Genomic DNA, 9,134 nt, shown 5'->3' on the forward strand with positions numbered 1-9,134 from the left:
CGGCCTCATTTCTCGCTGCCGTCCAGATCAGATGCATCGCTCTCTGGGCTAAAATCTTGTGACGACACTATCTAATAAGTTGTAAATGCATTTCGGCCGATTTTCCGCGAGGTGCGGCTTCACGCAAAGCCTTTTTAATCTCCGCATAAATATGATCATTGTTGTCCATAAAGTATGCCTTAACTATTTGGCTGCTAAGCGTCATTGAGAATTGTTTACTTTTACACACATTTTCATGAAAAATGGAAGGTCTTTTCTTCACATTGTGAAGATATATCTTCTTCTGTCAGGCGGGCAAAAAGCTGCCCGCAATTTTAGAATTACTGCGCCGCTTCGGCACGCAAAGCCGCCTGCACGGCAGGTCGCGTTTCAATACGCGTCATAAAGGCTGACAGCGCGGGCCAGCGGTTAAGGTCGATAGAGAAAAAGGTGCACCAGCCCAGCACGGTGAACAGGTACGCATCCGCAACGCTAAAAGAAGAGCCAGCCAGATAGTCTGTTTTGACAAGTGTGTCCTGGAGAACGTCGAAGCGCCTGAACAGCTTTGTACGCACGATCTCCCGGGCCTCTTCGGGCAACGCGGCATTAAACAACGGCGCGGAACCGGCATGAATCTCGCTGGTGATGAAGTTCAGCCACTCCTGCAGACGCACACGCGCCCAGCTCCCGACCGGTGGTATCAGCCCGTTCTCCGGTTTGATATCCGCCAGATACTGCACGATGACAGGGCCTTCGGTGAGGATTTGCCCGTCGTCCAGCTCTAACGCCGCGACATACCCTCTGGGGTTAATGGTGAGGAAATCGCGCCCGTCGGCGGTTCTCTTCGTTTTGTTGTTCACCCTGATCAATTCGAAGGGTAAATCGAGTTCGCGCAACACGATATGCGGCGACAGCGAACAGGTATTGGGGGCGTAGTAAAGCTTCATGGCAACTCCTGGGCGTTAAACATTGATGACGTGGCACCTTGTCTGGTCGGTAAAGCACTGTGCTTGCCGTGCGTAATTCTGTAAAATTAATGTTCCATTTCTTAGGTATTAGCTGAGCTACTGATAATCATGATGAACCTCCTGCACTGGCGGCTGCTGGTTGCCATCGCCGATGCCGGCAATATCTCGCGTGGCGCAGAAAGCGTGGGGATCACGCAATCTGGTGCAAGCCAGGCCATTGCCCAGTTGGAAGCCTCGCTGGGGTTTGCGCTGTTCACCCGCGAACGGCGGCATGTCGGCGTAACGGCTCTGGGCGAGCAGGTGGTCGATCATGCGCGGGCGATGCTGGCGCAGCTGGACGCGATCCGCACCCTGGCGGATGACAGCCGTGGCCTGAGCGGCGGGCGCATCCGTCTGGCGAGCTTTCCTTCGGTGATTTCGACGCTGTTGCCTGCGCTACTGTGGGATTTTCGGCGTTTACACCCAGGGATTGAGCTGGTGGCGCTGGAAGGCACGGATGAAGAAGTGGAAGAGTGGCTGGCCGCCGGAACCGTCGAGTTAGGCGTGGTGCTAAACCCTGAGCCCGGACGTGCGGCGGTGATATTAGGGCAGGATGCGTGGGTTGCGGTGCTGCCCGCTAACCACCGTCTCGCACGGCGTTCCACAGCGCGTGGTATTACGCTTGAGGAACTGGCCGATCAGCCCTTTATTCTGGCAACCGGCGGCTGTTCGGTGAATGGTAAAAGTTTAATGGTGCAGGCGAGTCTGGCGCTGAGTGATGTGCGGGTAACGGTGCGTGACTGGATGAGTGCGAGCGTGCTGGTGCGCGAAGGCATGGGGGTTGCGCTGATACCCGAATCCACGCTGCCCGAAGAACAGCGTGGCCTGTGCGTGTTGCCGCTGACGCCCACTATTCATCGCGAGTTTGGGCTGGTGTGCTCACACGCCGGAAGTGCTTCCCGGCCCACTCAGGCGCTGCTCGCCGGGCTGCGCAAACGTGAAAACTGACACCGCAATATCCACGTGTGAAGGGTTAACCCATATTCTCCAACTGACGTTTCACCGCCCTGAGCGTTCGCTGCCGGATCCAGCCGCTTCCCACGCGGATAGCCAGCCAGTAGCCCGTCATTTTTAGCTGTGTCGACTTATCCGGGCAGTACATAAAGGTTTCCGTACACAGCGTGTATCGATCGGCGGCGAGCGGTTGCAACTGATAGCGCAGCAGCAGCTTTGCATTGCCCGGCGGTAGCGGCGCGGCATAGGCGTGGGCATCAGGGATATCTTCCAGACCAAAATCATTGCGCCAGAATTGCCCGCGTAGCCCGTAGCAAAGCTCGGTGGCGGAGTTTTCTAACGGCGTAAAGCTATGCAGCCCAAACTGGCTGATGGGGTTTGCCGGTTTCTGGCGGCTGAGCTTTTGCGGCAGTTTGCGTATCGACATCAATGCGCTGACAACCGCATCCTGCTGAATTTCAAAACTGGCCACGAGCGGTAATATTTTTTCGGGGTGGGGCGTGTGGATGACGGCGCTGTGCCGTTCGTGAAACTGAAAACGTGGCAGATGAGGCGGAACATGTTGCCAGTTCTCCAGCGCTTTTTGCGTAACAAATCCGAATGCCATGACGCGATAACTCCCTTGCGTATCGATCCTTTTAAACAGTCATAAGGCGAAAACAGGCATTACACAACCCCCCCATTTCCCGTGGCGATCAATTTCTCGTTTCCTCAATACATTCAAAATATTGACCTGTATCAATAACCATATAGTGGTAATGGTTTTCGGTGCGAATTGACCCTATACTTTGCATCCCTTTTCATGTCTTAAGTTTAAGCTGGAGGACACATGGAGCTCAGCCGGAGGCAGTTCTTTCGAATCTGCGCGGGCGGTATGGCAGGAACCACTGTTGCATCTCTCGGATTTTTATCATCTTTTTCCGTTCACGCGGAAACCCGTCAATACAAACTCTTAAAAGCAAAAGAGACGCGTAATAACTGTACGTACTGTTCAGTGGGCTGCGGCATGCTGATGTACAGCCTTGGCGATACCGCCAAAAACGTCAAAGAGAACATCTACCACATTGAAGGCGACCCGGACCATCCGGTTAGCCGTGGCTCATTGTGTCCGAAAGGGGCAGGCGTGCTGGATTATATCCACGCAGAGACTCGCCTGCAGTACCCCGAATACCGCGCACCGGGTGCAGATAAATGGGTGCGTATCAGTTGGGATGAGGCCATTAACCGGATTGCACGGTTAATGAAAGATGACCGCGATACGAACTTTATCGAGAAGAATGGGCAGGGTCAGACCGTCAACCGCTGGACCACCACTGGCATGCTCTGCTCCTCGGCCGCCAGTAACGAAACCGGCATTCTCGACGGTAAATTTACCCGCAGCCTGGGGATGGTGGCCATCGACTGTCAGGCAAGGTTGTGCCACGGGCCGACCGTCTCCGCGCTGGCACCGACCTTTGGTCGCGGCGCGATGACTAACAACTGGGTCGATATTAAAAACGCCAACGTGGTGCTGATCATGGGCGGCAACGCCGCAGAGGCACACCCGGTGGGCTTTAAATTGGTGGTGGAAGCGCAGACCAAAAATGACGCCACGGTGGTGGTGGTCGATCCGCGCTTTAACCGCAGCGCCGCCGTTGCCGATCTCTATGCGCCCATCCGCGCGGGGTCAGACACCGCGTTCCTGCTCGGCGTCATCCGCTATCTGCTGGAAAATGACCGCGTGCAGCATGAATACGTGCGCCATTACACCAACGCCAGCCTGCTTATCCGCGATGACTATCAGTTTGATGACGGGTTATTCAGCGGCTATGACGCGAAAAAACGCCAGTACGATAAAGCGAGCTGGTTCTATCAGCTTGATGGGCAAGGTAATGCCCTGCGTGACGACACGCTGAACCATCCGCGCTGCGTCTGGAACCAGCTGAAAAAACACGTTGAACGCTACACGCCGGAAATGGTCACTCGCCTGTGCGGAACATCGCTGGCCGATTTCACGCGTATTTGCGAGATTCTGGCCAGCACCAGCGTGCCGGATCGCACCGCAACCATCCTCTATGCGCTGGGCTGGACACACCACTCTGCCGGGGCGCAGATCATCCGTGCCGCCGGTATGCTGCAACTGTTGCTCGGGAACATTGGCATGGCGGGCGGCGGCGTCAACGCGCTGCGCGGTCACTCCAACATTCAGGGCTATACCGACCTGGGCCTATTGTCGACCAATCTTCCCGGTTATATGCCACTGCCTTCTGAAAAACAGCCGGACTACCAGACCTATATTTCGCAAATCACCCCGCCTGCGCTGGGCGTGAATGAAGTGAACTACTGGCAAAACACGCCAAAATTCTTTATCAGCATGATGAAAAGCTTCTGGGGCGAACATGCAACCGCAGAGAACAACTGGGGCTACGACTGGTTGCCGAAATGGGATCGTCTCTATGACGTGATGACCCAGGCCGAGCTGATGCTGGAAGGCAAGATTAATGGCTACATCGTGCAGGGCTTCAACCCGCTGGCGGCGTTCCCGGATAAAAACAAATCGTCCCGTGCGCTTTCGAAGCTGAAATACATGGTGGTGATCGACCCGCTGGTGACCGAGTCATCGAACTTCTGGCAACACCACGGCGAGATGAACGATGTGAAACCGAAAGACATACAGACCGAGATCTTCCGCCTGCCGTCATCCTGCTTTGCTGAAGAGGACGGCTCGATTGCCAACTCCGGGCGCTGGTTGCAGTGGCACTGGGCGGCGGCAGAGCCACCGGGTGAAGCGTTGCACGATGCGAAAATCCTCGGACGTTTGTTTATGCGCCTGCGCGAGCTTTATCAGCAGGAAGGCGGGGCGAACCCGGCACCGCTGATGAACATCAACTGGAACTATAAAGACCCGTACGATCCACATCCGGAAGAGATTGCCCGTGAAGCAAACGGGATGGCGCTGGCCGATCTCTATGATGACAAAGGGCAGTTGATCGCGAAAAAAGGCCAGCAGCTTAGCAGCTTTGCTCAGCTTCGTGACGACGGTACCACCAGCAGCTTTTGCTGGGTGTACTGCGGGAGCTGGACAGAGCAGGGCAACCAGATGGCAAATCGCGATAACAGTGACCCGTATGGCCTTGGCTGCACTCCGGGCTGGGCGTGGTCGTGGCCCGCGAACCGCCGAATCCTGTATAACCGCGCCTCCGCCGATCCTGCCGGAAAACCCTGGGATGCCAGGCGCGCACTACTGCACTGGGATGGCAAAAAATGGGGCGGGATGGACGTGGCGGATTACAGCCAGGCCGCGCCAGGCAGTAATGTCGGGCCGTTTATCATGAACCCGGAAGGTGTGGCGCGCCTGTTCTCCATCGACAAAATGAACGACGGGCCGTTCCCGGAACACTACGAACCGATTGAGTCACCGATTGGCACCAACCCGCTGCATCCGGCGGTGGTCTCCAGCCCGGTGGCGCGTATTTTCCATGGTGATATCGCCAATATGGGGAAAGCAGATACCTTCCCGTATGTTGCCACCACCTATTCCATTACCGAGCTGTTCCGCCACTGGACCAAGCACGCGCGTCTGAATGCCATCGCCCAGCCGGATCAGTTCATCGAAATCGGTGAATCGCTGGCTACGCAAAAGGGTATTGCGGCGGGAGATACGGTGAAAGTGAGCTCGAAACGCGGCTTTATCAAAGCGAAAGCGGTGGTCACCAAACGCCTGCAGACGTTGACGATAGACGGTAAGCCGGTGGATACGATCGGCATTCCTTGTCACTGGGGTTTTGAAGGGGCAACGCGCAAAGGCTTCCTTGCCAACACGCTGACGCCATCGGTCGGTGATGCCAACTCGCAAACGCCTGAGTACAAGGCGTTTCTGGTTAACGTTGAGCGTGCGTAAGGGAGGGAACCCATGGCTATGCAATCACAAGATGTTATCAAACGCTCAGCGACCAATGGGCTGACGCCGCCGCCTCAGGCGCGGGATTTCCGCGCGGAAGTGGCAAAACTTATCGACGTCAGTATCTGTATCGGCTGTAAAGGTTGCCAGGTTGCCTGTTCTGAATGGAACGATATCCGCGACGAGGTGGGCTACTGCAACGGCGTGTACGACAACCCAACCGATCTGAGCGCGAAGTCCTGGACGGTGATGCGTTTTAGCGAAACCACGCAGAACGACAAGCTGGAATGGCTTATCCGCAAAGATGGCTGTATGCACTGTGCAGATCCGGGCTGCCTTAAAGCGTGTCCGTCTGCCGGCGCAATTATTCAGTATGCAAACGGGATTGTGGATTTTCAGTCTGAGCACTGTATTGGCTGCGGCTACTGCATTGCCGGCTGTCCGTTCAACATCCCACGGCTGAACCCGGACGATAATCGCGTCTACAAATGTACGCTCTGCGTCGACAGGGTCAGCGTTGGGCAGGAACCCGCGTGCGTGAAGACCTGTCCGACCGGGGCGATTCAGTTTGGCACCCAAAAAGAGATGCTGAACGCGGCAGAAAACCGCGTAGTGCAACTCAAAAAACGCGGCTACGGCAACGCTGGTGTGTACAACCCGCAGGGCGTGGGCGGTACGCACGTGATGTATGTTCTGCATCACGCAGACCAGCCTGCGCTGTATCACAACCTGCCAAACGATCCGCACATCGCCACGCCGGTTAACTTATGGAAAGGCATTCTCAAACCGCTCTCCGCCGCCGGATTTATTGCCACCTTTGCCGGGCTTATCTACCACTACGTGGGCATAGGTCCTAACAAAGAGACGGATGACGACGAAGAGGAGAACGGTCATGAGTAAAAGCAAGATGATCCTGCGCACCAAATTTATTGACCGCGCCTGTCACTGGACGGTGGTGATCAGTTTCTTTCTGGTGTCGCTTTCCGGCTTCGCGCTGTTTTTTCCGACGCTACAATGGCTAACGGAAACGTTCGGCACGCCGCAGGTAGGGCGCATTCTGCACCCGTTCTTCGGCGTGCTGATATTCGTCCTGCTAATGTTTATGTTTGTCCGTTTTGTGCATCACAACATTCCCGATAAACAGGATATTCCGTGGTTCAAAGGGATTGTTGAGGTACTGAAAGGCAACGAGCATAAAGTCGCTCAGGTCGGAAAATACAACGCAGGCCAGAAGATGATGTTCTGGAGTATCATGAGCCTGATTTTTGTGCTGCTGGTCACCGGCATTATTATCTGGCGGCCTTACTTTGCCCATTATTTCTCGATTACGTTTGTTCGCTGGAGTTTATTGATTCACGCGACGGCGGCAATTGTGCTGATTCACGCCATTCTGATCCATATGTATATGGCGTTTTGGGTGAAGGGCTCAATCACCGGCATGATTGAAGGCAAAGTCAGCCGCCGCTGGGCGAAGAAGCATCACCCACGCTGGTATCGTGACGTAGAAGCTGCCGAAAAAGAGGCGCAAGAGGGTAAGTCTTTGTGATGTAATGGCGGCTGCTGCAGTGCTGTGGTCGCTATTGTGGATATCGTGAAGAACAAGAAGCGGCCATGGCAAACGCCATTTCATGTTAAATGAGAGAACAGGAGGTTTACGTGGCCGGTTTCTTAAAGAAGTTTTTTGGCAGTAAAGAGAAGAATACCCACGGCGATAACGTGGCGCTTGTCGAACCCGATCTGACGATTGCGCGCGCGAATAACGAGATGCAGTTGCGCACGCAGGCTGCGGTGGAGATGTGGGGCCTGGATGAGGCGTCATGGGCCGTGGATCTTGATTCAGGCACGATCACCTTCACTCACGATGAAAAAGCACTGGTGGTCACGGCCTCCGTGCAGGTCATCGGCACTTACAACACGGACGACGGCAGCTGGCTGTGGGGCTGGGACCATCCTTCCGTCAGTGAATCCCTTGGTGAATTTGCCCGCCGAGTCCGCGATTTTGGCGAGCAGTACGGCAGAGAAGAACTCACCACGCGCAAAATTACCGCGTCCATGGAGGATGCCTGGGGATTTACTGCGCTTGCCTGTCACCTCAATGAGGGACAGGGCGGATACAGTGGTTCGTCAGGTTCGACGCGAGTGTTCATGGTCTATGGCCCGGTGACGATAAGTAAACAAGACTCTGTATCTCAATGAGTCATTTAAGAGATCATTCACCGCGTAGTACACCGTGCGGGCACACAGGCAGGCATGATCAAAGTTAGTAGGTTGAACGCAGGCAATATTCACCTAAGCTACCCTTATGGAATGTTTTATTTAGGGATTTTGCTATGTCATTGACCAGACATTTTAAATGGGGTGGGGCTGTCACGCTTGCCGTTACGCTGTTGGGTGGCTGCGTTCCTTATCCACGGGAAAGGCCTGCGTATATCGATCTTTGCGAAAGCGCGCATAAATTTAGTGTTGATAGCCGAAGTGGCAAGCAAGAGATCATTCTTGAAAGCTATCTCTACGATCACGCTATTCCCGGTCAATATGTTCCTGAGAAGCGCGCTTCCTTTACGCTCCCCAATGTAAAGGGACCCGAAGCAGAACCGGAATTTTATGTTCAGCTGATTGCCTATAACAAAGGGCGACAGCGCCCTTCGCGTTCGGAAAGTAAGGGAGTGCCACCTGTACCCATCATGCTGGATACCCGTCAGGCCTATATCGACCTGGGGGATGGAAAGCGCCTTGCCGCACGTCCCGACGTATTCCTTGGAACCACATCATATCCCTATGATTTTCCCGAGGATAATATGAAGTATGCAAGACCTTCACCTTATGACATCAACAGTGATGAGGTGCACCGCAACGTACCCAGAATCACCAATAATGATGACTACGGTTCAGCATATGTGGTCTTTAAAATTTATAACAAGTACCAGAATACCCAATGGACCATCCATCTCGGTGATCTTGAGGTCGACGGGCAGAAGGTCGCTGTACCCCCGCTTAAACTTTGCTACCAGCAAACAGTAAAGTGGATCGGTGTTGAACCGCTCATGCGCCCATAAACGGCACCACCGTTTGCGTCGCGACCCGCTCCTGGGGGAAAAAGACGTTAACGGTGGCACGTCTGCTTTTGACGGTGAGTGGCCTGGCACGGAGAAGGTCTGCTATGAGCGAAGAGCAGAAGTCTGAATGCTTACTTACATCGAGGTGCCTTAAGTCATAGTAAGCAGGTCACTGCAGTTGGCTTAAGGAAGGTGCGATTTAATCGTCAATTATGAGAACATAACCCTTTCTTTGACATAGACTTTTCACGATGCCCG

Annotated in this window: 8 protein-coding genes; 6 read left to right on the forward strand and 2 right to left on the reverse strand. The window is 54.5% G+C overall.

What is annotated here, in order from left to right; genetic code table 11:
• Positions 1-320 precede the first annotated feature (320 nt).
• The gene (gene gstA / locus ACSZPU_RS20340; protein WP_499002550.1) at positions 321-926 is read right to left on the reverse strand and encodes a glutathione transferase GstA; all 606 of its coding nucleotides are present in this window, start codon (positions 924-926) and stop codon (positions 321-323) included.
• Between the two features lie 129 nt (positions 927-1,055).
• Here gstA and ACSZPU_RS20345 point away from each other — a divergent pair, with 129 nt between their 5' ends.
• Entirely contained in the window at positions 1,056-1,934 is an 879-nt protein-coding gene (locus tag ACSZPU_RS20345; protein WP_499002553.1) for a LysR family transcriptional regulator, read from the forward strand.
• 25 nt (positions 1,935-1,959) lie between these two features.
• Here the strand turns inward: ACSZPU_RS20345 and ACSZPU_RS20350 are convergent, their stop codons facing one another.
• A complete protein-coding gene (locus ACSZPU_RS20350; protein ID WP_499002555.1) occupies positions 1,960-2,547 on the reverse strand; it encodes a hypothetical protein in 588 nt (195 codons plus the stop codon).
• 222 nt (positions 2,548-2,769) lie between these two features.
• Between ACSZPU_RS20350 and fdnG the strand changes: the two genes are divergently transcribed.
• From fdnG to ACSZPU_RS20375, 5 genes are all read left to right on the forward strand, one after another.
• Positions 2,770-5,820: a formate dehydrogenase-N subunit alpha gene (gene fdnG / locus ACSZPU_RS20355; RefSeq protein ID WP_499002558.1), complete on the forward strand. Its 3,051-nt coding sequence runs from the start codon at positions 2,770-2,772 to the stop codon at positions 5,818-5,820.
• 12 nt (positions 5,821-5,832) lie between these two features.
• Positions 5,833-6,720 carry a formate dehydrogenase subunit beta gene (gene fdxH, locus ACSZPU_RS20360; RefSeq protein WP_499002561.1) on the forward strand — a complete coding sequence of 296 codons (888 nt, stop codon included), beginning with the start codon at positions 5,833-5,835 and terminating at the stop codon, positions 6,718-6,720.
• A complete protein-coding gene (gene fdnI / locus ACSZPU_RS20365) occupies positions 6,713-7,366 on the forward strand; it encodes a formate dehydrogenase-N subunit gamma (RefSeq protein WP_499002563.1) in 654 nt (217 codons plus the stop codon). Before fdxH ends, fdnI begins: the two co-directional genes overlap by 8 nt.
• Before the next feature lie 110 nt (positions 7,367-7,476).
• On the forward strand, positions 7,477-8,016 hold the full coding sequence (locus ACSZPU_RS20370; protein WP_499002566.1) for a DUF6882 domain-containing protein: 540 nt from the start codon (positions 7,477-7,479) through the stop codon (positions 8,014-8,016).
• 134 nt (positions 8,017-8,150) lie between these two features.
• A complete protein-coding gene (locus ACSZPU_RS20375) occupies positions 8,151-8,876 on the forward strand; it encodes a hypothetical protein (RefSeq protein WP_499002568.1) in 726 nt (241 codons plus the stop codon).
• The last annotated feature ends 258 nt before the right edge of the window (positions 8,877-9,134 follow it).

This window comes from Phytobacter sp. V69 (genome assembly GCF_965644215.1).
Classification (GTDB): domain Bacteria; phylum Pseudomonadota; class Gammaproteobacteria; order Enterobacterales; family Enterobacteriaceae; genus Phytobacter.

What these genes read in the sequence shown, in the direction of transcription:
- gstA (WP_499002550.1), bottom strand. Translation starts at nt 926, where the DNA reads ATGAAGCTTTACTACGCCCCCAATACCTGTTCGCTGTCGCCGCATATC.
- ACSZPU_RS20345 (WP_499002553.1), top strand. Translation starts at nt 1,056, where the DNA reads ATGATGAACCTCCTGCACTGGCGGCTGCTGGTTGCCATCGCCGATGCC.
- ACSZPU_RS20350 (WP_499002555.1), bottom strand. Translation starts at nt 2,547, where the DNA reads ATGGCATTCGGATTTGTTACGCAAAAAGCGCTGGAGAACTGGCAACAT.
- fdnG (WP_499002558.1), top strand. Translation starts at nt 2,770, where the DNA reads ATGGAGCTCAGCCGGAGGCAGTTCTTTCGAATCTGCGCGGGCGGTATG.
- fdxH (WP_499002561.1), top strand. Translation starts at nt 5,833, where the DNA reads ATGGCTATGCAATCACAAGATGTTATCAAACGCTCAGCGACCAATGGG.
- fdnI (WP_499002563.1), top strand. Translation starts at nt 6,713, where the DNA reads ATGAGTAAAAGCAAGATGATCCTGCGCACCAAATTTATTGACCGCGCC.
- ACSZPU_RS20375 (WP_499002568.1), top strand. Translation starts at nt 8,151, where the DNA reads ATGTCATTGACCAGACATTTTAAATGGGGTGGGGCTGTCACGCTTGCC.